Source organism: Rhodococcus sp. T2V (assembly GCF_029269925.1).
Classification (GTDB): Bacteria; Actinomycetota; Actinomycetes; order Mycobacteriales; family Mycobacteriaceae; genus Rhodococcus_F; species Rhodococcus_F koreensis.
In genome coordinates, this window is sequence record NZ_JARJBD010000400.1 from 1 (window position 1) to 481 (window position 481).

The 481-nt window shown below is 66.3% G+C and carries 1 protein-coding gene; it reads right to left on the bottom strand.

Translation table 11 applies throughout. The annotated features are described in order from the left end of the window. On the bottom strand, nt 1-481 hold a 481-nt coding region (locus P3H15_RS54570), incomplete at both ends, for a tyrosine-type recombinase/integrase (RefSeq protein WP_276144905.1).

Genomic DNA, 481 nt, shown 5'->3' on the forward strand with positions numbered 1-481 from the left:
GTCCGGCGAGCCAGATGTTGTCCTCGCCCATCTGGTGTCCGGTGCGGGCCTCGAACGTCGCGCGGCGTTCGGTAATGAGTTGCGTGGTCCGCGCCAGCTGGGTTTGCAGCTCGGGCAGGAAGGTGGCGTCGGTGGCGAACTTATCGCAGGTCAGGCAGGCGTTGCCCTTGCCGCAGACCTGACGCGGCGGCAGCAGGCAGTACCCGTTGGGCAGGATCCGGTCGGTGCGTCTGTCCAACTCGAGCATGTCGTAGAGGTCGCGAGGATCGATCTCGAGCTCGCGTCCGTCGGCGGTGAGCTTGCGGTGGCGCAGGAACTCGGCCTCGGCGGTGGACTGCAGCGTCTGCGCATACGTCATGCTCATGGTCGGCGTGAGATGCCCGAGGTAACGCTGCAGCACGTGCAACGGGACACCGCTGTTCAGCAACCGGGTGGCGACGGTGTGGCGGAATCGGTGGGTGCGGTTGAAATCGACCAGGGC